Source organism: Klebsiella sp. C239, from assembly GCF_048822715.1.
GTDB classification, from domain to species: Bacteria; Pseudomonadota; Gammaproteobacteria; order Enterobacterales; family Enterobacteriaceae; genus Klebsiella; species Klebsiella quasipneumoniae.
Genome location: NZ_JBMEZK010000003.1, coordinates 179531 through 203754 on the forward strand (window position 1 = coordinate 179531; position 24224 = coordinate 203754).

Here is a 24224-nt window from a genome sequence, read left to right on the forward strand (position 1 = left end):
AAACTATGTCATTGATTCGTCCAGCACTTGTGCTATTTATTCTGTTAACCCTGCTCACCGGCGGCGTTTATCCTCTGCTGACCACCAGCCTGGGACAGTGGTGGTTTAACTCACAGGCCAATGGCTCGCTGATCCGCCTGCACGGCGAGGTGCGCGGCTCGGCGCTGATTGGCCAGAACTTTACCGCCGCAGGCTATTTCCAGGGCCGCCCGTCAGCCACCGCGGAAACAGCGGATAACCCGATGGCCTCTGGCGGCAGCAACCTCGCCGCCAGCAACCCGGCGCTGGATAAGGCGGTAAGCGAGCGGGTGCAGGCCCTGCGCGCCGCGAACCCGGATGCCGACCCGCGGGTACCAGTCGAACTGGTCACCACCTCGGCGAGCGGTCTCGATAACAACCTGACCCCGGCCGCCGCGCTGTGGCAGGCGCCCCGGGTGGCCAAAGCGCGCCAGCTGAGCGTCGACCAGGTGACCACGCTGGTTAACCAGGCCACACAAACGCCGCTGCTGAGCTTCCTTGGCCAGCCGGTGGTCAATATACTGCAACTCAATATGGCGCTGGATGCCCTGAAGGATAAGTAAATGAGTGACGAGCCGCTGCGTCCGGACCCTGACCGCCTGCTGCAGCACACCGCCGCCCCGCATCGCGGCAAACTGAAAGTCTTCTTCGGCGCCTGCGCCGGGGTGGGGAAAACCTGGGCGATGCTGGCGGAAGCGCAGCGGCTGCGGGCCCAGGGGCTGGATATTCTGATTGGCGTGGCGGAGACCCACGGCCGGAAAGAGACCGCCGCGATGCTGCAGGGCCTGAGCACCCTGCCGCCGCGGCGGCTCGCTCACCGCGGGCGCTACGTGTATGAGTTCGACCTCGACGCCGCCCTCGCCCGCCGCCCGGCGCTGATTCTGGTGGATGAACTGGCGCACAGTAATGCCCCCGGCTCCCGCCATCCGAAGCGCTGGCAGGATGTGGACGAACTGCTGGAAGCCGGGATTGACGTCTTCACCACGGTTAACGTTCAGCATCTGGAAAGCCTGAACGACGTTGTCAGCGGGATCACCGGCGTGCAGGTGCGGGAGACCGTCCCCGATCCCTTTTTTGACGCCGCGGACGACGTGGTGCTGGTGGACCTCCCCCCTGACGATCTGCGCCAGCGGCTCAATGAGGGCAAAGTCTACATCGGCGGCCAGGCCGAGCGCGCTATCGAGAACTTTTTCCGCAAAGGGAACCTGATTGCGCTGCGCGAACTGGCTCTGCGCCGTACCGCCGATCGCGTCGATGAGCAGATGCGCGCCTGGCGCGACCGCCAGGGCCAGGAGAAAGTCTGGCACACCCGCGACGCCATTCTGCTCTGTATCGGGCACAACACCGGCAGCGAAAAGCTGGTGCGTACCGCCGCCCGCCTCGCTGCCCGTCTGGGCAGCGTCTGGCATGCGGTATATGTCGAAACGCCTTCCCTGCACCGCCTGCCGGAATCCCGGCGGCGGGCCATCCTCGCCGCGCTGCGTCTGGCCCAGGAGCTGGGCGCCGAAACCGCCACCCTCTCCGACCCGTCTGAAGAGAAAGCGGTCCTCCATTACGCGCGCGAACATAACCTCGGAAAAATTGTCATCGGCCGCCAGAGCAAGCGCCGCTGGTGGGATCGCAGCGGCTTCGCCGACCGTCTGGCTCGTCACGCGCCGGACCTCGATCTGGTGGTCATCGCCCTGGATGAAAAGCCCTTCCCCCTTCCGGCGCGCGCCAGCGACACTCGTCCGGCGCTGGAGAAATGGCGGCTGCAGCTGCAGGGCTGCGCGTTGGCGGTGGCCCTGTGCGCCATCATTACTCTGGTGGCCATGCAGTGGCTGATGGCCTTCGAAGCCGCCAACCTGGTCATGCTCTATCTGCTGGGGGTGGTGATCATCGCCCTGCTCTATGGCCGCTGGCCGTCGGTGCTGGCGACGGTGATCAACGTTATCAGCTTCGATCTCTTTTTTGTCGCCCCGCGCGGCACGCTGGCGGTGTCAGATGTCCAGTATCTGCTCACCTTCGGCGTGATGCTCACCGTTGGCCTGCTTATCGGTAACCTCACCGCCGGCGTGCGCTACCAGGCGCGGGTGGCGCGCTATCGCGAGCGGCGTACCCGCCACCTGTATGAAATGTCCAAAGCGCTGGCGGTGGGTCGTAGCCAGCAGGATATCGCCACCACCAGCGAGCGGTTTATCGCCTCCACCTTTCAGGCTCGCAGCCAGCTGCTGCTCCCGGACGCCCAGGGGAAACTGCTGCCCTTAACCCACCAGCCCGGGCTGACGCCGTGGGATGACGCCATCGCCCGTTGGAGCTTTGATAAGGGGCAACCCGCCGGCGCCGGCACCGATACCCTGCCCGGCGTGCCGTATCAGATCCTGCCCCTGAAGAGCGCCGCCCGCACTTGGGGACTGCTTGTGGTGGAGCCGGCGAATCTGCGCCAGCTGATGATCCCGGAGCAGCAGCGGCTGCTGGAGACCTTCACCCTGCTGGTGGCCAGCGCCCTGGAGCGTCTCACCCTGACCGCCAGCGAAGAGCAGGCCCGGCTGACCAGCGAGCGCGAAAGCCTGCGTAACTCGCTGCTCGCCGCCCTGTCCCACGATCTGCGTACCCCGCTCACCGTGCTGTTTGGCCAGGCGGAAATCCTGACCCTCGATCTGGCCAGCGAGGGCTCGAAGCATGCCCCGCAGGCCAATGAAATCCGCCAGCATGTGCTCAATACCACCCGGCTGGTGAACAACCTGCTGGATATGGCGCGGATCCAGTCCGGCGGCTTTAATCTGCACAAGGAGTGGCTGACGCTGGAGGAAGTGGTCGGCAGCGCGCTGCGTATGCTCGAGCCGAGCCTCGGCGGCCAGCACGTTCAACTGGATTTACCCGACCCGCTGCAGCTGGTGCATGTCGACGGGCCGCTGTTCGAGCGGGTGCTGATCAATCTGCTGGAGAATGCCCATAAGTATGCCGGCGCCCGGGCGGACATCGGTATTCGCGCCGAAGCAGACGCCCGGCAGCTGTCGCTGGAGGTATGGGATAATGGTCCGGGGATCCCGGCGGGTCAGGAACAGGCTATCTTTGATAAATTCGCCCGCGGCAACAAAGAGTCGGCGATCCCCGGCGTCGGGCTGGGCCTTGCCATCTGTCAGGCCATCGTCGACGTCCACGGCGGGACCATCTCCGCCAGCAACCGGCCGGAAGGCGGCGCCTCATTCCGTGTTACACTGCCGGGAGAAACGCCCCCTGAACTGGAAGAGCTATCTGAGGAATTGTGATTAACGTTCTGATTATCGAAGACGAACACGCTATCCGTCGCTTTCTGCGCACCGCGCTGGAAGCCGACGGCATGCGCGTATTTGAAGCGGAAACCCTGCAGCGCGGGCTGATCGAAGCCGCCACCCGTAAGCCCGACCTCGCGATCCTCGATCTCGGCCTGCCGGATGGCGACGGCATTGATTTTATTCGCGACCTGCGCCAGTGGAGTCAGATGCCGATTATCGTCCTGTCAGCGCGTAGCGAAGAGCACGACAAAATTGCCGCCCTGGATGCCGGCGCCGATGACTACTTAAGTAAACCCTTTGGCATCGGCGAGCTGCAGGCCCGCCTGCGCGTCGCGTTGCGTCGTCACGGCGCGGCGCAGGCCGACGAGCCGGTGGTGCGCTTCGCCGACCTGGAGGTCAATATCCCCGCCCGCCGCATCCTGCGCGGCAGCGAAGAGATCCACCTGACGCCCATCGAGTTTCGCCTGCTGGCGGCGCTATTGAATAATCCCGGCAAAGTGCTTACCCAGCGCCAGCTGCTGAATCAGGTGTGGGGCCCTAACGCCGTGGAGCACAGCCATTATCTGCGGATCTATATGGGTCACCTGCGGCAAAAGCTGGAGGCCGATCCGGCGCGCCCGCAGCATCTGCTGACCGAAACCGGGATTGGCTATCGCTTTATGCCCTGAGCCCCGCCTCTGCAGTACCAGAGGCTGGCGATTTTCAACCCTTCAGAGAGCAGCAGGAAGCCTGCCAGGATCGCGAAATGCCGGACGCCGGCGGCCTGAATCAGCCACAGACCCACAGAAAGCGAGGGCTGCATAAACACCAGCCTGAGCGGCGCCTGCCCCCAGGCCAGCCACAGCCCATAGCGGCTCTGACGGAAAAAGAGGATCATCGACAGCGGGATGCTGATAATCAGCAGCACATTCAGCGGATAGAGCCAGACCGCCGCAGCGCCCCAGTCGTGCAGCAGCTGGAGGTAAGCCAGCAGGTCGTCGTAAAAAGGGAGTCGGCGGTGGGCAATATTCCACCATAAGAATTGCAGGACGAAAAAGAGATCCATCCACGCCCAGAACAAAAACAGGGACTTCCGTTGTATTTTCATCGCTATCCTTGCGAAAAAAATCAGGCCCGCGAGGGGCCTGATGGTCGTGCGCCTTTAGGCGTTCTTCAGCACTTCACTGACAATCTCTACCGCTTCTTTTTCGATCAGTTTGCGATGTTCTTCGCCGAGGAAGCTTTCGCAGTAGATCTTGTAGGCGTCTTCGGTGCCTGACGGACGCGCCGCGAACCAGCCGTTGTCGGTCATCACTTTCAGGCCGCCAATCGCCGCCCCGTTGCCCGGCGCTGCGGTCAGACGGGCGGTGATCGGATCCCCCGCCAGGGTGTCAGCGCTGACCATTTCCGGCGACAGCTTAGACAGCGCCGCTTTCTGCGCGGAGGTCGCGGAAGCCTGCAGACGGTTGTAGCTCGGCGCGCCAAAGCGCTCCGCCAGCTCGTTATAGTGCTCCTGCGGGTTTTTGCCGGTCACTGCGGTGATTTCCGCCGCCAGCAGGCACATGATAATGCCGTCTTTATCGGTGGACCACGGCGTGCCGTCGAAGCGCAGGAAGGAGGCCCCGGCGCTCTCTTCGCCGCCGAAACCGAAGCTGCCGTCGAACAGGCCGTCGACGAACCACTTAAAGCCCACCGGCACTTCCACCAGCTTGCGGCCCAGATCGTTCACCACGCGGTCAATCATCGCCGAGGAGACGAGGGTTTTACCGACCGCCACCTCTTTGCCCCACTGCGGACGATGCTGGAACAGGTAGTTAATCGCCACCGCCAGATAGTGGTTCGGGTTCATCAGCCCGGCTGGGGTGACAATCCCGTGACGGTCGTAATCCGGGTCGTTGGCAAACGCCAGATCGAACTTATCGCGCAGCGCCAGCAGGCCCGCCATCGCACATTCCGAGGAGCAGTCCATGCGGATGGCGCCGTCTTTATCGAGGTGCATAAAGCGGAAGGTCTGGTCTACCTGGTCGTTCACAATGGTCAGATTGAGCTTGTAGTGCTCGCCAATGCGCTTCCAGTATTCGATACCGGAACCGCCCAGCGGATCGACGCCCAGCGTCAGGCCCGCTTTCTGGATCGCCGCCATGTCGACGATATCCGCCAGGCCTTCAATAAACGGCTGCACCAGATCCTGCTCTTTGACGTGGCCGGAAGCCAGCGCCGCGTCCAGAGGAAGGCGTTTCACGCCCTGCAGGCCAGCGGCCAGTAGTTCGTTGGCGCGGTTTTCCACCACTTTGGTGACGTTGGTATCAGCCGGACCGCCGTTTGGCGGGTTGTACTTGATACCGCCATCTTCCGGCGGGTTGTGTGACGGGGTGATCACAATGCCGTCCGCCAGCGGACCGCCTTTTTTGTTATGCACCAGAATCGCGTTGGAGACCGCCGGCGTCGGGGTGAAGCCGTTGTTTTCCTGCACGATCACGTCAACACCATTGGCGGTTAACACTTCCAGCACCGAAATAAACGCCGGCTCGGACAGGGCGTGGGTATCTTTACCGACATAGCACGGACCGGTGATCCCGTTCTTCGCACGATCTTCCGCAATCGCCTGGGCGATGGCCAGGATATGCGGTTCGTTGAAGTTGTGACGCGCCGCGCTGCCGCGATGGCCGGAGGTGCCGAATTTGACCGCATGCTCCGCATTACCGACTTCAGGCTTCAGCACGTAGTACTGAGCAGTCAGTTGGGCGACGTTAATCAAATCACTCTGTTGCGCAGGCTGCCCCGCACGTTTATCGATTGCCATTGCCTGATCCTTCTGGTGCAAATGTTAAAAAGCTAGATCGTGCCGCAAACCTTTTCAATCAGCTCCGCAGGGAACTGCATCGACTGCATGATGTGCTCAATCATGCTGCATTTACGGCCGGTATTGGTATTGGTGATCACCCACCACGGTGTACCAGGAACCTGTTTCGGTTTGGTCTGATTACCGCTTTTCAGCAGCGTACGCGCATCTTCCGCGAAGTAGACGCGCGTGCGGCCATGCAGAGACTCGGTCGCCTCGGCAAATGCTTTACTGTCCAGGGAGTAGAGGGTCGTCAACACCAGCATAAAACGGTTCACCGCGCGCTTCTGCTCGGCGTATTCATCAGATAACAGCATCTCGCGCATGGCGCGGACTTTATCTTTCGCCGGGTTAGCGGGTTTCACCTCAACGGCAGGCGCGGGCGCCAGCGCCGGCGCTGCTTTGCTGACCTGTGTAGCCGGTTGGGAAACGGCGGAAAATTTCAGCATGCGCCGTAAAATGTCGGATGCGCTCTCGCCGATATGCAGAGTGTGGCTGGCAATATAGCGATAGAGTTCATCATCAACTTCAATTGTTTTCATCTTAATCCAGTGCGATATCTTTTCTGAATACAAATCGTTGGGATTATAAGTACAAATCCCAACCGCGGATAGCGTCAAACCAGGATGGCGGTAAAACTCAGAAAACTTCTGGGTCTTGCAGCCGGATGGCAGAATGTCCAACATAATACCCTAACCCGACGGAGCGAAAAAAAGAACTTTGCCATGAAATTAAATAGCCGAGCGCAATCTGCACAGAATCCGCACAACCACTCCCCGATCGTGCTGGTCCACGGTCTGTTTGGCAGCCTGGACAACCTGGGCATCCTCGCCCGCGACCTGGTCGCCGACCACGATATTCTGCAGGTCGATATGCGCAACCACGGTTTGTCGCCGCGGTCGCCAGAGATGACCTACCCCGCGATGGCGCAGGATCTGCTCGATACGCTCGACGCGCACCAGATTGAGCGCGCCACCTTTATCGGCCATTCGATGGGCGGCAAAGCGGTGATGGCGCTGACCGCCCTGGCGCCGGAGCGCATCAACGGTCTGGTGGCGATCGATATCGCCCCAGTGGATTATCATGTTCGCCGCCATGATGAGATCTTCGCCGCTATCCGCGCCGTCAGCGAATCCGCCGCCAGCACCCGCCAGCAGGCGGCGCAGGTGATGCGCGAGCATCTGCAGGAAGAGGGAGTGATTCAGTTCCTGCTGAAATCTTTCGTCGACGGCGACTGGCGCTTCAACGTCCCGGTGCTGTGGGACCAGTACCCGCATATCGTCGGCTGGGAAACCATCCCGGCCTGGCCTCACCCGACGCAGTTTATTCCCGGCGGCAACTCACCCTACGTGACCGACGCCTACCGCGACGCGCTGCTGGCCCAGTTCCCGCAGGCCCGGGCCCACGTCATCGCCGGCGCCGGACACTGGGTCCATGCCGAGAAACCCGAAGCGGTGTTGCGCGCGATCCGCCGCTATCTCACGAGCATTGGCGCCTGATTGGCTAAAATATGCCCGACCGCGCCGCAGAATGCCCGCGGTCGTTGGCGCAGCCGTTCGCCTGATGTATGATGGCGCGCTATCTGCGCCGGCTAGAGCCCGGCAGCTTGTTTCCCCGAAGTCACTCAGAATCATGGCAAAAGAACAAACGGACCGTACGACATTAGATTTGTTCGCAAACGAGCGTCGCCCGGGAAGACCAAAAACCAATCCGCTGTCGCGCGATGAACAACTGCGCATCAACAAACGTAATCAGCTGAAACGCGATAAAGTGCGCGGGCTGAAGCGCGTGGAGCTAAAGCTCAACGCCGACGCGGTCGATGCGCTTAACGAACTGGCGGAAGCGCGTAATATGAGCCGCAGCGATCTCATCGAAGAGATGCTGATGACGCAATTAACCGCCCTGCGCAGCCAGGGAAAAGTCTAACTTTCCGCGAAAAATCCGCATTCATGTAGCAGAGTGTGCAGTCGGGCGTGATTGCTGTTTCCGCGTCCTTGCCTGTTCTGCTATGATTGCCGTTATCTGTGGGCATCGCGTCCCTACCACATCATTTAAGTTTCAAGAGGTTATTTTACTCATGGCAATCATCGGCATCTTTTTTGGCAGCGACACCGGCAACACCGAAAATATTGCAAAAATGATTCAAAAGCAGCTTGGTAAAGATGTTGCTGATGTTCACGACATTGCCAAAAGCAGCAAAGAAGATCTGGAAGCCCACGACATCCTGCTGCTCGGCATCCCGACCTGGTACTACGGTGAAGCCCAGTGTGACTGGGACGACTTCTTCCCGACGCTGGAAGAGATCGACTTTAACGGCAAGCTGGTGGCGCTGTTCGGCTGCGGCGACCAGGAAGACTACGCAGAGTACTTCTGCGATGCGCTGGGCACCATCCGCGACATCATTGAGCCGCGCGGCGCGACCATCGTTGGCCACTGGCCGACTGCCGGCTATCACTTCGAGGCCTCCAAAGGCCTGGCGGATGACGACCACTTCGTCGGCCTCGCCATTGATGAAGACCGTCAGCCGGAACTGACCAACGAGCGCGTTGAGAAGTGGGTGAAGCAGGTAGCTGAAGAGCTGCACCTCGAAGAAATCAAAAACGCCTGATCATTAAGCGGCGCAATCATTGAGTTGCGTCGTATTAATAGACAAAAGCAATCAAACTAATAGCTACAAGTTTTTAACTTTTAATCACATATCTGTACAATGTCCTCTGATTCTACGAGGCACGTGACGCAGTTTGTAGCTGGTGCCTCGTTTTTGACAGCAAACCAGGCCCGATGCTTGCAGTTTTCATTTACCAGTGGCAGTTCTATAATGAGACGCATTACGTCGGGTTAATTTCTGTATGACTTCCGTTGAAGGAAGTAGATCGTTTAGCAACAGGACAGATTCCGCATGACTGACAACAATACCGCATTAAAGAAGGCTGGCCTGAAAGTCACACTTCCTCGACTGAAAATCCTTGAAGTGCTGCAGGAACCGGATAACCATCATGTCAGTGCGGAAGACTTATATAAACGCCTGATCGACATGGGCGAAGAGATTGGTCTGGCGACCGTTTACCGCGTCCTCAACCAGTTTGATGACGCCGGTATCGTGACTCGTCATAATTTTGAAGGCGGTAAATCCGTTTTCGAACTGACCCAGCAGCATCACCACGATCACCTGATCTGCCTCGACTGCGGCAAAGTGATCGAATTCAGTGATGACTCTATCGAAGCGCGCCAGCGTGAAATCGCTTCCCGTCACGGCATCCGCCTGACCAACCACAGTTTGTATCTGTACGGTCACTGTGCGGAAGGTGATTGCCGCGAGGACGAACACGCCCACGACGCAGTGGAAAAGTAATTCCCTGCTTCGCCTGCTCTGAAAAGCCAACCAGCCGGTTGGCTTTTTTATGGGCGCTTCTGCCGCGCTTCCCGCTCACGTCCCGGCGGCGACCCTCGCGAGTCCCCGCTTTGTCCGGAGAGTTGATATGGAACTTCGCCAGCTACGCTATTTTACGCGCATTGTTGAAACCGGCAGCATGGGCCGCGCCGCGCTCGATCTGAATATCGGCGTCTCGGCGCTCAGCCAGCAGATCGCGCGTCTGGAAAATGAGCTGTCCATTCGCCTCCTGCAGCGAACCTCTCGCGGCGTGACGCCCACCAGCGCGGGCCTCGCTTTCTACTCACAGGCGCAGCTGGCGCTGCGTCATGCCGATGATGCCATCCTCGCCGCCCGCGAGGCGCGGCTGTCGGGCCACGTCAGCGTCGGCATGGCCCCCAGCACCGCCTCCGTTCTTGGCGTACCGTTCATCAACGCGATGCGCGAGAGCTACCCCGACGTCCGCCTGCACCTGGTGGAAAGCCTCTCCGGGAATCTGGAGCGGATGATCAACACCCGCCAGCTGGATTTAGCCATCGTCTTCCAGCAGGAGAAGATCCTGCGCTGGAGCGCCAGACCGGTGCTCGAAGAGCGACTGTTCCTGATCGGCACCCATGCGCTGTTGGCCTCGCTGCCGGATGACCCTGTTTCCCCTGACCAGCTCACCACCCTGCCGCTGATTATGCCAAGCCAGGGCCACGGCCTGCGCGGCAGGCTGGAGGCGGTTTGCCAGCAGCACAGCCTCAGCGTTGAGGTGGTGGCGGACATTGACGGTCTGGCCCTTCTGATGCAGGCCGTGCGCAGCGGACTGGGCGCCACTCTGCAGCCCGGGGCCGCTATTTCCCATCTCGACCATCAGGCGCTGAGGGTGATCGGCATCGCTAATCCGATCCTCAGCCGCCCCAACTTTCTGGTCAGCCTGTCGGATGATGAGCTCACCCCGGCAGGCCTTGCGGCACGGGTCATACTAAGCAAAGTCATGCGCCAGCTGGTGGAGTCCGATCGCTGGCCAGGCGCCACCCTTTACGTTAACTAAACCCCTCTTTAGCGTTACGCCATAGCGCCCCGCCGCCGTTACCGCCTACATTCCCATTACAAATTTAACAATTAATTAAATTATAAGGGAGCCGATAATGGTGGATGTACTGGTCATTGGCGGCGGCAATGCCGCGCTATGCGCCGCCTTAACCGCCCGGGAAGCCGGCGCCTCGGTGCTGCTGCTGGAGGCGGCGCCGCGGGAGTGGCGAGGCGGCAATTCGCAGCACACGCGTAACCTGCGCTGTATGCACGATGCGCCGCAGGACGTGCTGGTCGACAGCTATCCGGAAGAGGAGTACTGGCAGGATCTGCTGCGCGTCACCGAAGGGAACACCAACGAAGCGCTGGCCCGGCTGGTGATTCGCACCTCGTCACAGTGCCGGGACTGGATGCGTCAGCACGGGGTTAACTTTCAGCCGCCGCTCTCCGGCGCCCTGCACGTGGCCCGCACCAACGCCTTTTTTATGGGCGGCGGCAAAGCGCTGGTCAATGCCTATTACCGCAGCGCAGAGCGGATGGGGGTGCAGATCCGCTACAACACGCCGGTGCAGGCTCTGGAACTGCGCAACGGTGAATTTGTCGCCGCGCTGGCGGGCGAGGAACGGATTGTCGCGAGAAGCTGCGTCCTCGCCGCCGGCGGATTTGAATCCAACCGCGAGTGGCTGCGCGAGGCCTGGGGGCAAAATGACCGCGGCGAATGGCCCGCCGATAACTTTCTCATCCGCGGCACGCGCTTCAACCAGGGGGTGCTGCTCAAGTTTATGATCGACGCCGGGGCCGATATCATCGGCGATCCTTCCCAGTCCCACTGCGTCGCCATTGACGCCCGGGCGCCGCTCTATGACGGCGGGATCTGCACCCGCGTCGACTGCGTTTCGCTGGGGGTGGTGGTCAACCGCGATGCCGTGCGCTTTTATGATGAGGGGGAAGATTTCTGGCCTAAACGCTACGCCATCTGGGGCCGACTGGTCGCCCACCAGCCTGGACAGATCGGCTACTCGATCATCGACAGCAAAGCCATCGGCCACTTTATGCCCCCCGTCTTTCCCGGCGCTCAGGCCAATACCATCGCGGAACTGGCCCGCCAGCTGGGGCTGGACGGCGAACGCTTAGCGCAAACCATCGCCGACTATAATGCCGCCTGCGCGCCGGGCCAGTTCGATCACACCCGCCTGGATAACTGCGCGACCTCTGGCCTCACGCCGGCGAAAACCCACTGGGCGCGCCCCATCGATACGCCGCCTTACTACGGCTACGCCCTGCGGCCGGGGATCACCTTCACCTACCTCGGGCTCTACGTCGACGACACCGCCGCCGTCCATTTCGCCGGTCAACCCAGCCGTAATCTGTTCGTCGCCGGGGAAATGATGGCCGGCAACGTGCTGGGCAAGGGCTACACCGCCGGCGTCGGGATGTCGATCGGCACCACCTTCGGCCGCATCGCCGGCCAGCAAGCCGCCCGGGCGGCGCAGCAGGAGAAACACCATGAAGTCGCTTGAAAAGCTGATCATAGACGCGCAGATCATCACCGAACCGGAGGCGGAAGTCGAACGGGTGATGCAGGTGTGTAACGCCTGCCGCTACTGCGAAGGGTTTTGCGCCGTGTTCCCGGCGATGACCCAGCGCCTGGCCTTTGGCAAGGCGGATATCAACTATCTGGCTAACCTGTGCCATAACTGCGGCGCTTGCCTGCATGCCTGCCAGTATGCGCCGCCGCACGAGTTCGCCATTAACGTGCCGAAGGCGATGGCCGAAGTCCGGCTCGAGACCTATCAACACTACGCCCAGCCCGCCGCCTTTGGCAGCCTGTACCGCCGGGCCGGCATGACCACCGTGCTGGCGCTGGTCGGCGGCCTGATTGTCTTTCTGCTGCTGGCGATGGGGCTCAAAGGCTCGCTGCGCCATCCGCCGCTGGCGGGCGACTTCTACCAGATATTCCCCCATAACCTGCTGGCGTGGATGTTTGGTTCGGTCTTTGTGCTGGCGATTGGCTTACTGATGAGCGGGGTGATCCGCTTCTGGCGAGAGATCTCCCCGGGCCAGCCGCAACCGATTGATATTGCGAAGGCATCCCATGATGCGCTGACGCTGAAATATCTCGACGGCGGGCACGGGAAAGGCTGCAACGAAGCCGATGACGCCTTCACCCTGCTGCGCCGCCGTTTCCACCACTGCACCTTCTACGGCTTTATGCTCTGTTTCGCCGCCACCGTGGTGGCCACGGGCTATCACTATATCGCCGGCCAGGAAGCCCCCTACCCGTTCTTCAGCCTGCCGGTGCTGCTCGGCACCCTCGGCGGCATCGGCCTGCTGGTCGGCCCGGCGGGCCTGCTGTGGCTGAACCTGCGCCGCTCGCCGCTGCACGGCGACGCGCGGCAGAAACCGATGGATCGCGGATTTATTCTGCTGCTGCTGCTGACCAGCTTCACCGGCCTGGCGCTGCTGGCGGGGCGGGATACTTCGTGGATGGGCGTCCTGCTCGCCATCCACCTCGGGGTGGTGATGGCCCTGTTCTTAACCCTGCCGTATGGAAAATTTGCCCACGGATTTTATCGCTGTGCGGCGTTACTCAAGTGGGCGATTGAGAAACGCCGCGGAAAACAGGCGGGCGTCGCCGGCGACTGACCTGCCCCTCTGCACCCGATAACAACAAGATAATGACAATGGAGAGCACCCCCTATGACCCAACAACCCACCCGCGCCGGCACCGTCGGCGCTATCCTCCGCGTGACCAGCGGTAATTTTCTCGAACAGTTCGACTTCTTCCTGTTTGGCTTTTACGCCACCTATATCGCCCGCACCTTCTTTCCGGCGGAGAGCGAGTTCGCGGCGCTGATGCTCACCTTTGCGGTATTTGGCTCGGGCTTCCTGATGCGTCCTATCGGCGCGGTGGTGCTCGGCGCTTATATCGACAGAATCGGTCGCCGCAAAGGGCTGATGGTCACCCTGGCGATCATGGGCTGCGGGACGCTACTCATCGCCCTGGTCCCTGGCTATCAGACTATCGGCGTGCTGGCGCCGATCCTCGTGTTAGTGGGCCGTCTGCTGCAGGGGTTCTCGGCGGGTGTCGAGCTTGGCGGAGTGTCGGTCTATCTCTCTGAAATCGCTACGCCGGGCAATAAAGGCTTCTATACCAGCTGGCAGTCCGCCAGCCAGCAGGTGGCTATCATCATGGCGGCGCTGATCGGCTATGCGCTGAACGCCACGCTGGAACATGAGGAGATTGCCGCCTGGGGCTGGCGCATCCCCTTTTTTATTGGCTGTATGATCATTCCGCTGATTTTCGTGCTGCGCCGCTCGCTGCAGGAGACCGAGGAATTCCTGCAGCGTAAACATCGCCCGGATACCAAAGAGATCCTGACCACCATCGCCAGAAACTGGCGCATTATTACCGCGGGGACGCTGCTGGTAGCGATGACCACCACCACTTTCTACTTTATTACTGTCTATACGCCAACCTACGGCAGAGCAGTGCTGCACCTCAGCGCCCGCGACAGCCTGCTGGTCACCCTGCTGGTGGGCATCTCCAATTTTATCTGGTTACCGATTGGCGGCGCGATCTCTGATCGGATCGGTCGTCGCCCGGTGCTGATGGGGATTACCGTGCTGGCGCTGCTCACCACCTGGCCGGTGATGCACTGGCTCACCGCCGCGCCGGATTTCACCCGTATGACGCTGGTCCTGTTGTGGTTTTCCTTCTTCTTTGGCATGTATAACGGCGCGATGGTGGCGGCGCTCACTGAAGTGATGCCGGTTTATGTCCGCACCGTGGGCTTTTCGCTGGCCTTCAGCCTCGCCACCGCCATCTTCGGCGGCCTGACGCCGGCTATCTCCACTGCCCTGGTCGAGCTTACCGGCGATAAAAGCGCGCCGGGATGGTGGCTGATGTGCGCTGCGCTGTGCGGGTTCATCGCCACCGCGCTGCTGTTCGTGCGCCTGAGTCGCGGCTATCAGCCGGCGGAGAGTCAGCGCTAAAAAAACAAACGGGCGGAGATAGACTCCGCCCGTTTGCCGCTGCCATCTGGCTTAATGGGTGGTGTTATTGCTGCGGATCTCTTTCCAGATCTGGTCGCAGCGCGCTTTCACCGCCTGATCGTTACCGGTACGGGTAGCCTGGATACACTGCTGATAATCCAGCACCCGGACGCTCTCCTGGTTAGCAAACTGCTGGTGCTGTTTATCCTCTTTCAGGACATTCAGTACGCTCTGGCAGGCTTCAATTTTGTCCGGATTGCCTTCCGCCGTATTAATACAGGCGCTATAGGCATCTTTCAGTTTGGTGTCTTCTTTCGGTGCCGGCGACGTGGTGCAGGCCACCAGAGCCGATGCCATCATGGCGATAAGCAGCATTTTTTTCATTGTCGTTCTCCCAGAGGTGCGGCAGGCTCACGCCCGCCGCGCAGGCATCAGAAAATTGTGAACGGGGCGATAACCATGAACTTCACGTCGCGTTCATCCTGGAAGATGTTGCCGTAGCCGCCGCTCCAGCTCGGAATATCGGAATGGTTGTCGTACTGGGTAAAGTGCAGTTTAAACAGCGTGCCCTTCGCCCGGCCTTCCTGCACGGTATACAGCGCATCCAGGCTGTAGGCCGACTCTTTCAGACGGTAATCAGCGTCATAGTAGGCGTCCGGGGAGGACATTTTGCCCGGCTTCGCATCCCAGGCGTACACATAAGACGCGCCAAACGCCCAGCCCGGCATATCCCAGTTTTTCATGTCATACATCGCGCCGAAGAAGACCGCTTTTTCGCCGTTGGCGTTGAAGTCGGAACGGTTATCCCACCAGATATCGAGACGACCGTTGGAGGAGGCGTAGGTCGGGGTCATACGCTGCAGGAAGTAGCCCTGCTGGCCATCGGCCTTCACCCAGGTCCCTTCCAGACGCAGATCCAGCACATCCGCCACTTTATAGCCAAAGGTTAACGCCTGCAGCCATGCGGTGCCGTCATAGATGTCGTTGACCCCGCCGTTGCTGACCTTATCGCGAGTGCCGTAGAACTGGTAGCTGGTGCTCAACGGCGCGCCGGCGACGTCAAACTTGTAGCTGGCTTTAGCAAAGTACTGATCGATATAGCCCTGAGCCTGACCAAATGCCGCCTCCAGCACCAGGTCGTTTTTGAAATCATATTTGGCGCCGACGGAGTGGAGATAATCGACTTTGGTCTTCTTATCGTTCTGGTAGAAATCATCCATCTCGATATGCCATGGCGCTTTATACTCGTTCGTCCACATGTAGGAGAAACTTAACGCGCCCGCGGTGCCATAGTCGAAGTTGGCCCCGGCTTCCGCCCCCTGATAGGTACCCGGCATAAAGCTCCAGTGCGGCGCCAGCAGGGTCTGACCGGTTGGCTGGATGTAGCCCGCGCGCGCCCATGCCGGACCGTATTTAAATTTCGCAGCGGCTTTATACAGGCTGATGCCGCTCTTATCGCCGGAGTAGTCTTCGTCATAGGCTTTGTTACGCGACGAGAAGGCGATTTCGTTCGGGTGGCCGCTGTCGCCGTTCTCCGCCATTTCAATCGCGGTAAACGCCGCAATATCAAGGCCAAACATATCGGCGGCATAGCCGGACTGGAAGTCCAGGTTGGCGTTCCAGGTGGAGTGGGAAAGGTTGGTTTTGTATTTGTCGCCGTCGGTCACATCTTTACGGTCACGCTCACGCTGCCAGTAATAGATACCGCCGGTTAAAGTAGAATCATCGATAAAGCCTGCTGCGCTGGCCTGCGGAATCACAACCCAGCCCGACATCGCGGTGACGGCGGCAATAGCCAGCGCCAGCGTACTACGTTTGCCACTAAACGTACGCATGTGCATATCCTCTTTGACGTTTTAAAAGGCGAAGACCAGGGGTCATTCGCTAAAAAAAATAAATAACACTGCAAAATGTGGGGCGGTGAAAAAGGCCGCGAAACCACTGTAGATAGACTATTTTTCGTGACGCGAATTATCAATGTTTTTCGTGAGGCAAAGCTTAAGATTATGACAAAGCGCACATAATTTATGTCGTTTTGTTACAGTCTTATCTCTGATGATTTTGTCATGGAAGTCATTGCAAAATCAGGGAAAAACGCAAAACCTGAAAGCGATTACATTGGTTTTTTGTATGAGACAGGAAATATCAGAAGCGTTATTTATTTCCGGTTTGAAACAGAATTAATTCGCTTCGCGAAAATAAAAAGAGTAATTGGCTGATTCTGAAACAAAAAAAGCGCCGCAGAGTGCGGCGCTTTGACGGTAGGGAAACGGTTATTCGCCCGCTTTCGCCCAGGTATCGCGCAGACCGACGGTGCGGTTAAACACCAGACTGGTTGCGGTTGCATAGCGGCTGTCGAGGCAGAAGTAACCTTCACGTTCAAACTGGTAAGCTTTACCCGCTTCCGCCTGCGCCAGGCTCGGCTCCGCGTAACCCTGTTTGATCACCAACGATTCCGGATTGATCACCGCGAGGAAATCCTCCGCTGCGCCCGGGTTTGGTACGCTGAACAGGCGATCGTAGAGACGGATCTCTACCGGCAGCGCATGCGCCGCGCTCACCCAGTGGATCACGCCTTTGACCTTGCGGCCATCAGCCGGATCTTTACTCAGGGTGTCGGCATCGTAGGTGCAGAAGATAGTGGTGATATTGCCTTCGGCATCTTTCTCCACGCGTTCCGCTTTGATGACGTAGGCGTTGCGCAGACGCACTTCTTTGCCCAGCACCAGACGCTTGTACTGCTTGTTGGCTTCTTCACGGAAGTCCGCGCGGTCGATCCAGATTTCCGCACTGAACGGCACTTCGCGGCTGCCCATCTCCGGCTTGTTCGGATGGTTCGGCATCGCCACCATTTCGCTTTCGCCCTGCGGGTAGTTCTCGATAACCAGTTTCACCGGATCGATCACTGCCATCGCGCGCGGCGCGTTTTCGTTGAGATCTTCGCGAATGCAGGACTCCAGCGACGCCATCTCAATGGTGTTGTCCTGCTTGGTCACGCCGATGCGCTTGCAGAATTCGCGGATGGATTCGGCGGTGTAGCCGCGACGACGCAGACCGGAGATGGTCGGCATACGCGGATCGTCCCAACCTTCCACGTGCTTCTCGGTCACCAGCTGGTTCAGCTTACGCTTGGACATCACCGTGTATTCAAGATTCAGGCGCGAGAATTCGTACTGGCGCGGGTGAACCGGGATGCTGATGTTGTCCAGCACCCAGTCGTACAGACGACGGTTGTCCTGGAACTCCAGGGTACACAGCGAGTGGGTAATGCCTTCCAGCGCATCGCTGATGCAGTGGGTGAAGTCGTACATCGGGTAGATGCACCACTTGTTGCCGGTCTGATGATGCTCAGCGAACTTAATGCGATACAGCACCGGATCGCGCATCACGATGAACGGCGACGCCATATCGATCTTCGCGCGCAGGCAGGCCTTGCCCTCTTCGAAGCCGCCGCTGCGCATTTTTTCGAACAGCGCCAGGTTTTCTTCCACGCTGCGGTCGCGATACGGGCTGTTCTTACCCGGCGCTTTCAGGGTGCCGCGATATTCACGAATTTCATCAGGAGAGAGTTCATCAACATAGGCCAGGCCTTTGTTGATCAGCTCAACCGCATACTGATGCAGCTGATCAAAGTAATCAGACGAGTAGCAAACGTCCCCGGACCAGTGGAAACCTAACCACTGCACGTCGTTTTTAATCGACTCCACGTATTCGATATCTTCTTTCACCGGGTTGGTGTCATCGAAACGCAGGTTGCATTGGCCCTGATAATCCTGGGCGATGCCGAAGTTCAGGCAGATGGATTTCGCATGGCCAATGTGCAGATAACCGTTCGGCTCCGGCGGGAAGCGGGTGTGAACGGTGGTGTGCTTACCGGTAGCCAGATCTTCATCAATGATCTGACGGATAAAGTTAGTCGGGCGGGCTTCTGCCTCACTCATCACGGGTTCCTCAAAGCGTAAACAACGTATAACGGCACATGATCTTACAAGCAGGGCGTAGTGACAACTATTAGTTACGTAAAATAGGTATCAGAAGAGGATTATGGGGCCGATTGCTGCAAAAAAAAGCGGCGAAGGTTTCCCTTCGCCGCTGAGGCATAAACTCAACTCAGGAGCCTTACTTGCCTTTAATCTCATACAGCGGCGTCTGGCCGGCAACAACCTTACCGCTCGCCAGTATCACCAGCGCGCTGTAGTCATCGCTGTTGCTGCAGACCACCGGGCTAATCATCGAGCGCGCGTTGGCGTTGAGGAAGTCCAGATCCATTTCCAGAATCGGCTCGCCCGCCTTCACGTCCGCGCCCTCTTCAACCAGTCGTTTGAAGCCCTTGCCTTCCAGCGCCACGGTGTCGATACCCATGTGGACAACGATTTCCGCACCGTTGTTGGTTTCGAGGCAGAACGCGTGGTTAGTGTTGAAAATTTTCACCACGGTACCGGCGGCCGGGGCCACCACGATGTTGCTGGTCGGTTTCACCGCGATACCGTCGCCGACGGCTTTGCTGGCGAAGGCTTCGTCCGGCACCTGTTCGAGGGCCACCACGTCACCGGTAATCGGCGAAACCAGCGACTCAACGGTCTTCGCGTTCGCTACCGCCTGCGGTTTAGCCGCGGGCGCTGCGGTGGCGACGTTGCCAGCCGGCGCGGCTGCCGCTGCCGCTACCGGGCCGCGGGTCACCACTTTTTTCATCTCATCGCCGATAGACTCTGCCTTCGCGCCGACGATAACCTGGATGGTTTGCTTATTCAGTTTCACCACCCCGGACGCGCCGAGACGTTTACAGGCGGCATCGTTGACTTTCGCCGAATCTCCCACGGTCAGGCGCAGACGGGTGATACAGGCGTCAATCGCTTTCAGGTTGTCCGTTCCGCCCACCGCGGCGATATAGCTGGTCGCCAGCTGGGTCAGGCCTTCTTCAGTGTTGCTGTTCGCTTCTTCCGTTACCACGTCAGCGGCTTTGTCTTCACGACCCGGCGTTTTCAGGTTGAACATGCGGATCACCGCGCTGAACAGCAGGAAGTAGACGAAGAAGAACACCACGCCCATCACCAGCAGCATCCAGACGTTTTTGCTGGCGGCCGGCAGGCTGTACATCAGCACGTAGTCAATAGCGCCTGCGGAGAAGGAGAAGCCCGCATGAATGCCCAGCGCCGTTGCGATGAACAGGCTGATACCGGTCAGTACCGCGTGCAGGAGGTACAGCAGCGGAGCCAGGAACATGAACAGGAATTCCAGCGGCTCGGTTACCCCGGTCAGGAACGCGGTTATGGCAACAGACAGCAGCATACCGCCCACCATCGGACGACGCGCTTTCGGAGCGGCCAGATACATCGCCAGCGCCGCGCCCGGCAGACCAAACATCATGATCGGGAAGAAGCCGGACATGAACATCCCCGCGGTGCCGTCGCCGGCGTAGAAGCGGTTGATGTCGCCGTGGAACACGGCGCCTGCGGCGTTCGTGAACTCACCAATCTGGAACCAGGCGATGGTGTTCAGCACCTGATGCAGACCGGTCGGGATCAGCAGACGGTTGATAAAGCCGAAGATACCGGAACCCAGCGCCCCTGCGGAAACGATCCACTCGCCGCCCGCATGGATAGCGTGCTGCACCGGCGGCCAGACGTAGCCGAAGAGCGCCGCGAGGATCAAACAGAAGAAGCCGGTGGCGATCGGCACGAAGCGTTTGCCGCCGAAGAAGCTCAGGAAGTCCGGCAGCTTGATGCCGGCCCAGCGATTGTACACCGCCCCTGCTACCAGACCGGTAATGATACCGGCCAGTACGCCCATGTTGATTTCCGGATTGATGGTGACCATCGCTTTGGTCATCACGAAATAACCTACTGCACCGGCCAGCGCCGCAGAACCGGCGTTATCCTTGGACCAGCTTGACGCCACACCGATAGCAAAGATCAGCGCCAGGTTGTCGAAGATAGCCCCACCCGCTTGCGCGATGAAGGGTACATTCAACAGGTCTGGTTGCCCGAAACGCAGCAGCAATGCCGCGACCGGCAGCACTGCGATAGGGAGCTGTAACGCCCTACCCAGTCGCTGAAAGAAACCTAAAATATTCATCTTATTCCCCCTATGAGACCCCGATGAGGCTCATTTTCAAAGCCACTTTTTTATTGTGTAACAAGGTCGGTTTTATCACTTACCGGCAAAGTGTGTGAAAAATTAATTCGTATCGCAAATTAAACGGGTATTTTTTGTGATAATTATCACCAAATATCGTATTCACCCCTCCCTTAGACTGGCTAACATCGAAAACTTATTTTATCATTCAAAAAATCAACACGGATTGACCCCGGTCGGCGCAGTTGCTGCAATACTCTCCTCAGAGTGCTGGCGCCAATCCGCCAGATTCTACTTTTAACTATAGAGGTGAAGAATGAGACTGATCCCCCTGGTAACCGCTGAGCAGGTCGGTAAATGGGCTGCCCGCCATATCGTGAACCGCATTAATGCATTCAAACCAACCGCGGACCGTCCGTTCGTGCTGGGTCTGCCGACCGGCGGCACCCCGCTCACCGCCTACAAGGCGCTGGTTGAAATGCATAAAGCAGGCCAGGTTAGCTTCAAACACGTTGTCACCTTCAACATGGATGAATACGTTGGCCTGCCGAAAGAGCATCCGGAAAGCTATCATAGCTTCATGCACCGTAATTTCTTTGACCACGTTGATATTCCGGCAGAAAATATCAACCTGCTGAATGGTAACGCGCCGGACATCGATGCGGAATGCCGTCGCTATGAAGAAAAAATTCGTTCCTACGGTAAAATCCACCTGTTTATGGGCGGCGTGGGCAACGATGGCCACATCGCGTTCAACGAACCGGCCTCTTCTCTGGCGTCCCGCACCCGTATTAAGACCCTGACCCATGACACCCGTGTGGCGAACTCCCGCTTCTTCGACGGCGACGTGGATCTGGTGCCGAAATATGCGCTGACCGTCGGCGTGGGCACCCTGCTGGATGCAGAAGAAGTCATGATTCTGGTGCTGGGCCATCAGAAAGCGCTGGCGCTGCAGGCGGCAGTTGAAGGTAACGTCAACCACATGTGGACCATTACCTGTCTGCAGCTGCATCCGAAGGCGGTGATCGTCTGCGACGAACCGTCCACCATGGAGCTGAAAGTGAAGACGCTGAAATATTTCAACGAATTAGAAGCTGAAAATATTAAAGGTCTGTAATGTAGTCGCGTCCCGCGACTTTGCGCGGGACCATCTTTTTCTTTGTATGCATCATCAGGCCGGCGGCAAACGAACGTTCCCGGGCCTGATGAGACGTATATACCGGGGGTCGTAATGTATGCATTAACCCAGGGCCGGGTTTATACCGGTCATGAAATTCTCGATGACCATGCGGTTGTTATCGCTAATGGCCTTATCGAACGTCTTTGTCCGCTGGCAGATTTGCCGTCTGACATCGAGCAGCGCTCAGTCAACGGCGCGATCCTCGCCCCCGGTTTTATCGACGTCCAGCTCAACGGCTGCGGCGGCGTGCAGTTTAACGACAGCCCTGACGCGGTCACTGTCGAAACGCTGGAGATCATGCAGAAGGCCAACGAACGCTCAGGCTGCACCAGCTTCCTGCCGACGCTGATTACCTCCAGCGACGATCTGATGAAGCAAGGCGTCCGCGTGATGCGCGAATACCTGCAAAAGCACCCGAACCAGGCGCTGGGTCTGCATCTTGAAGGACCCTGGCTGAATATCGTTAAGAAAGGCACCCACAATCCCGACTACGTGCGTAAACCGGACGCGGCGCTGGTCGATTTCCTGTGCGACAACGCCGATGTGATCACCAAAGTGACCCTCGCCCCTGAGCGCGTCGAGCCGGAAGTGATCCGCAAACTGGTCGCCGCCGGGATCGTCGTCTCCGCGGGCCACTCCAACGCCACGCTGAAAGAGGCGAAAGTGGGCTTCCGCGCGGGCATTACCTTCGCCACCCACCTGTATAATGCAATGCCGTACATTACCGGCCGCGAACCGGGTCTGGCCGGGGCGATTTTTGACGAGCCGGATGTCTACTGCGGTATTATTGTCGACGGGATGCACGTCGATTACGCCAACGTGCGCAACGCCAAGCGCCTGAAAGGCGACAAACTGTGCCTGGTCACCGACGCCACCGCGCCGGCGGGGGCGAATATTGACCAGTTCATTTTTGCCGGGAAAACAATATACTACCGCAACGGGCTGTGCGTAGATGAAAACGGCACCCTCAGCGGATCTTCCCTGACCATGATTGAAGGGGTGCGTAATCTGGTTGAGCATTGCGGTGTGGCGCTGGACGAAGTATTGCGGATGGCGACGCTCTATCCCGCGCGCGCCATTGGTGTGGACAAGCAGCTCGGCAGCATTGCGCCGGGTATGGTCGCTAACCTGACCGCCTTTACACGCGATTATAAAATCACCAAGACCATCGTTAATGGTAACGAGGTCGTCACTGAGTAAGTAAAAGTATGACAGCAGGCGGACAAGCTCAAATTGGTAACGTTGACCTCGTAAAACAACTGAACAGCGCGGCCGTGTACCGCCTGATTGACCAGCATGGGCCTATCTCGCGCATTCAGATCGCGGAACAAAGCCAGCTTGCCCCTGCCAGCGTGACCAAAATCACGCGTCAGCTTATTGAGCGCGGCCTGATCAAAGAAGTCGATCAGCAGGCCTCCACCGGGGGGCGCCGCGCCATCTCCATCATTGCGGAGACGCGTAACTTCAACGCCATTGGCGTGCGCCTTGGCCGCTATGACGCCACCCTGACCCTCTATGATTTAAGCAGCAAGACCCTGGAGGAGGAGCATTTCCCGCTGCCCGAGCGCACCCAGGAAACGCTGGAACACGCCCTGCTGAATATCATCGCCACTTTTATCGAAAACTGTCAGCGCAAAATCCGCGAGCTGATCGCCATCTCGGTGATCCTGCCGGGGCTGGTGGATCCAGAAAGCGGCGTGATCCGCTATATGCCGCACATTGCGGTGGAAAACTGGGGCCTGGTCGGGGCGCTGGAAAAACGCTTCAACGTTACCTGCTTTGTCGGGCACGATATCCGCAGTCTGGCGCTGGCCGAGCACTATTTTGGCGCAAGCCAGGACTGCGAAGACTCCATTCTGGTGCGCGTGCACCGCGGCACCGGGGCGGGGATCATCTCCAACGGACGCATTTTTATTGGCCGTAACGGCAACGTGGGCGAAATTGGCCATATTCAGGTCGATCCGCTGGGCGAACGCTGCCACTGCGGCAACTTCGGCTGCCTGGAGACCGTCGCGGCGAACGCCGCCATCGAACATCGCGTTCGCCATCTGCTGGACCAGGGCTACCAGAGCCGCCTGACCCTCGATGACTGCACGATCAAAACCATCTGCAAAGCGGCCAACAAGGGCGATGCCCTGGCCTGCGAGGTGATCGAGTACGTAGGGCGTCACCTCGGAAAAACGATCGCCATCGCCATCAACCTGTTCAATCCGCAAAAAATCGTCGTCGCCGGCGAAATTGTGGAAGCCGAGAAAGTGCTGCTCCCGGCCATTGAGGGCTGCATTAACGCCCAGGCGCTAAAGGCGTTTCGTAAGAACCTGCCGGTGGTGCGCTCCACCCTCGATCATCGCTCAGCGATTGGCGCCTTCGCGCTGGTCAAACGCGCCATGCTCAATGGCACGCTGCTGCAGCGCTTGCTTGAGAGCTAATCGCCCCCCTCTACAGATAAGCGCGTCGCTCTGTCACTGGCGGGCATCGCCCGTCAGAGGT

At 59.0% G+C, this 24224-nt stretch carries 21 protein-coding genes; 14 read left to right on the forward strand and 7 right to left on the reverse strand.

What is annotated here, in order from left to right:
• Positions 1-5: 5 nt before the first annotated feature.
• Genes kdpC through kdpE form a run of 3 tightly spaced genes read left to right on the forward strand, consistent with a single transcriptional unit; the run spans position 6 to position 3943 of the window.
• Positions 6-581 (forward strand): potassium-transporting ATPase subunit KdpC, encoded by a 576-nt coding sequence (gene kdpC / locus ACOI6Z_RS09765; RefSeq protein WP_049014758.1) that lies wholly within the window; start codon positions 6-8, stop codon positions 579-581.
• Positions 582-3269 (forward strand): two-component system sensor histidine kinase KdpD, encoded by a 2688-nt coding sequence (gene kdpD, locus ACOI6Z_RS09770; RefSeq protein ID WP_032455149.1) that lies wholly within the window; start codon positions 582-584, stop codon positions 3267-3269.
• On the forward strand, positions 3266-3943 hold the full coding sequence (gene kdpE / locus ACOI6Z_RS09775) for a two-component system response regulator KdpE (RefSeq protein ID WP_002894776.1): 678 nt from the start codon (positions 3266-3268) through the stop codon (positions 3941-3943). Before kdpD ends, kdpE begins: the two co-directional genes overlap by 4 nt.
• Here the strand turns inward: kdpE and ACOI6Z_RS09780 are convergent.
• Genes ACOI6Z_RS09780 through seqA form a run of 3 tightly spaced genes read right to left on the reverse strand, consistent with a single transcriptional unit; the run spans position 3925 to position 6638 of the window.
• Entirely contained in the window at positions 3925-4362 is a 438-nt protein-coding gene (locus tag ACOI6Z_RS09780) for a hypothetical protein (protein WP_049014755.1), read from the reverse strand. The two genes, kdpE and ACOI6Z_RS09780, sit on opposite strands and share 19 nt — an antisense overlap.
• 54 nt (positions 4363-4416) lie before the next feature.
• Complete coding sequence (pgm, locus tag ACOI6Z_RS09785) at positions 4417-6057, reverse strand: phosphoglucomutase (alpha-D-glucose-1,6-bisphosphate-dependent) (protein WP_023288859.1); 1641 nt, start codon at positions 6055-6057, stop codon at positions 4417-4419.
• Between the two features lie 32 nt (positions 6058-6089).
• On the reverse strand, positions 6090-6638 hold the full coding sequence (gene seqA, locus ACOI6Z_RS09790) for a replication initiation negative regulator SeqA (RefSeq protein WP_032428668.1): 549 nt from the start codon (positions 6636-6638) through the stop codon (positions 6090-6092).
• 183 nt (positions 6639-6821) lie between these two features.
• On the opposite strand from seqA, the gene ybfF reads away from it, so the two are divergent.
• The 8 genes from ybfF to ACOI6Z_RS09830 all read left to right on the forward strand — a co-directional run bounded on the left by ybfF (position 6822) and on the right by ACOI6Z_RS09830 (position 14479).
• A complete protein-coding gene (gene ybfF / locus ACOI6Z_RS09795; protein WP_023288857.1) occupies positions 6822-7595 on the forward strand; it encodes an esterase in 774 nt (257 codons plus the stop codon).
• A 133-nt stretch (positions 7596-7728) separates the two neighbouring features.
• Complete coding sequence (gene ybfE / locus ACOI6Z_RS09800) at positions 7729-8022, forward strand: LexA regulated protein (RefSeq protein WP_002894767.1); 294 nt, start codon at positions 7729-7731, stop codon at positions 8020-8022.
• Between the two features lie 151 nt (positions 8023-8173).
• Positions 8174-8704, forward strand: a complete 531-nt coding sequence (gene fldA, locus ACOI6Z_RS09805; protein ID WP_002894765.1) for a flavodoxin FldA — start codon at positions 8174-8176, stop codon at positions 8702-8704.
• 291 nt (positions 8705-8995) lie between these two features.
• On the forward strand, positions 8996-9448 hold the full coding sequence (gene fur, locus ACOI6Z_RS09810; RefSeq protein WP_004885952.1) for a ferric iron uptake transcriptional regulator: 453 nt from the start codon (positions 8996-8998) through the stop codon (positions 9446-9448).
• A gap of 127 nt (positions 9449-9575) precedes the next feature.
• Positions 9576-10502 (forward strand): tricarballylate utilization LysR family transcriptional regulator TcuR, encoded by a 927-nt coding sequence (gene tcuR / locus ACOI6Z_RS09815; RefSeq protein WP_065812197.1) that lies wholly within the window; start codon positions 9576-9578, stop codon positions 10500-10502.
• A gap of 97 nt (positions 10503-10599) precedes the next feature.
• Positions 10600-12003, forward strand: a complete 1404-nt coding sequence (gene tcuA / locus ACOI6Z_RS09820) for an FAD-dependent tricarballylate dehydrogenase TcuA (RefSeq protein ID WP_023288854.1) — start codon at positions 10600-10602, stop codon at positions 12001-12003.
• Positions 11990-13129, forward strand: a complete 1140-nt coding sequence (tcuB, locus tag ACOI6Z_RS09825; protein WP_023288853.1) for a tricarballylate utilization 4Fe-4S protein TcuB — start codon at positions 11990-11992, stop codon at positions 13127-13129. Before tcuA ends, tcuB begins: the two co-directional genes overlap by 14 nt.
• Before the next feature lie 54 nt (positions 13130-13183).
• The gene (locus ACOI6Z_RS09830; protein WP_065812198.1) at positions 13184-14479 is read left to right on the forward strand and encodes an MFS transporter; all 1296 of its coding nucleotides are present in this window, start codon (positions 13184-13186) and stop codon (positions 14477-14479) included.
• 51 nt (positions 14480-14530) lie between these two features.
• Here ACOI6Z_RS09830 and chiQ read toward each other — a convergent pair whose 3' ends face one another.
• The 4 genes from chiQ to nagE all read right to left on the reverse strand — a co-directional run bounded on the left by chiQ (position 14531) and on the right by nagE (position 20554).
• The gene (gene chiQ, locus ACOI6Z_RS09835) at positions 14531-14863 is read right to left on the reverse strand and encodes a ChiQ/YbfN family lipoprotein (protein WP_023288851.1); all 333 of its coding nucleotides are present in this window, start codon (positions 14861-14863) and stop codon (positions 14531-14533) included.
• A 47-nt stretch (positions 14864-14910) separates the two neighbouring features.
• A complete protein-coding gene (chiP, locus tag ACOI6Z_RS09840; RefSeq protein ID WP_023288850.1) occupies positions 14911-16314 on the reverse strand; it encodes a chitoporin ChiP in 1404 nt (467 codons plus the stop codon).
• Between the two features lie 438 nt (positions 16315-16752).
• Positions 16753-18420 carry a glutamine--tRNA ligase gene (gene glnS, locus ACOI6Z_RS09845; protein WP_004885933.1) on the reverse strand — a complete coding sequence of 556 codons (1668 nt, stop codon included), beginning with the start codon at positions 18418-18420 and terminating at the stop codon, positions 16753-16755.
• Positions 18421-18598: 178 nt separating this feature from the next.
• Complete coding sequence (gene nagE / locus ACOI6Z_RS09850) at positions 18599-20554, reverse strand: PTS N-acetyl glucosamine transporter subunit IIABC (RefSeq protein ID WP_023288849.1); 1956 nt, start codon at positions 20552-20554, stop codon at positions 18599-18601.
• Positions 20555-20870: 316 nt separating this feature from the next.
• Between nagE and nagB the strand changes: the two genes are divergently transcribed.
• From nagB to nagC, 3 genes are all read left to right on the forward strand, one after another.
• Positions 20871-21671 carry a glucosamine-6-phosphate deaminase gene (nagB, locus tag ACOI6Z_RS09855; RefSeq protein ID WP_012542446.1) on the forward strand — a complete coding sequence of 267 codons (801 nt, stop codon included), beginning with the start codon at positions 20871-20873 and terminating at the stop codon, positions 21669-21671.
• A 114-nt stretch (positions 21672-21785) separates the two neighbouring features.
• Positions 21786-22934 (forward strand): N-acetylglucosamine-6-phosphate deacetylase, encoded by a 1149-nt coding sequence (gene nagA / locus ACOI6Z_RS09860; RefSeq protein ID WP_032455137.1) that lies wholly within the window; start codon positions 21786-21788, stop codon positions 22932-22934.
• Between the two features lie 8 nt (positions 22935-22942).
• Complete coding sequence (nagC, locus tag ACOI6Z_RS09865; protein ID WP_032455136.1) at positions 22943-24163, forward strand: DNA-binding transcriptional regulator NagC; 1221 nt, start codon at positions 22943-22945, stop codon at positions 24161-24163.
• The last annotated feature ends 61 nt before the right edge of the window (positions 24164-24224 follow it).